Source organism: Neisseria sp. P0021.S007 (genome assembly GCF_051956855.1).
The window spans coordinates 1-493 of record NZ_JBQCXA010001365.1; the positions used below are offsets into that span (position 1 = coordinate 1).

Annotated in this window: 1 protein-coding gene; it reads left to right on the forward strand. The window is 43.6% G+C overall.

Going from position 1 to position 493, the window contains the following annotated elements; all coding sequences use genetic code 11:
• Window positions 1-302: DUF4279 domain-containing protein (locus ACTHUR_RS19190; protein WP_440400376.1), on the forward strand; the 302-nt coding region annotated here is incomplete at its 5' end.
• Window positions 303-493: the final 191 nt, after the last annotated feature.

Here is a 493-nt window from a genome sequence, read left to right on the forward strand (position 1 = left end):
CATGGAATGGCTGCCGCCAAGATCAGCCGGTCAATGACGTAGAAGGGCAGTGCCTGCGGATTGTCCGCCAATTACACGGGAACATTGATGCACTTGCCCGATTCCGTCGGCAATACCAAGCAAAATTTTGGTTGGAAGTTGTCCATGAATATGTTGTGGATGCAGAACAAAATCCCTATATAGGATTTAGTCGGGAAATCATAGAATTTTGTTATCTGACGGGTACGGAAATAGACGTCGACGTCTATCATTACTGCAATTTCTGCGACTCTGATGAAGGACAAAACGGTACGCTGCATTAATCTGCCTTCATTGAACTGAATTTGTCTTTTAATGTCTTTGGTTTTGGGATATCGACAGGATATAGGGCGTATTCGTGTTCACGCCGTGATTAGCTATCTCACTTGAAATTCTCAAAACAAGCCGTTTGAAAGTCCGCCTTTCAAACGGCGTTATTTTTAGGCTACCTGATATTTTTCTGCATACTATGCCG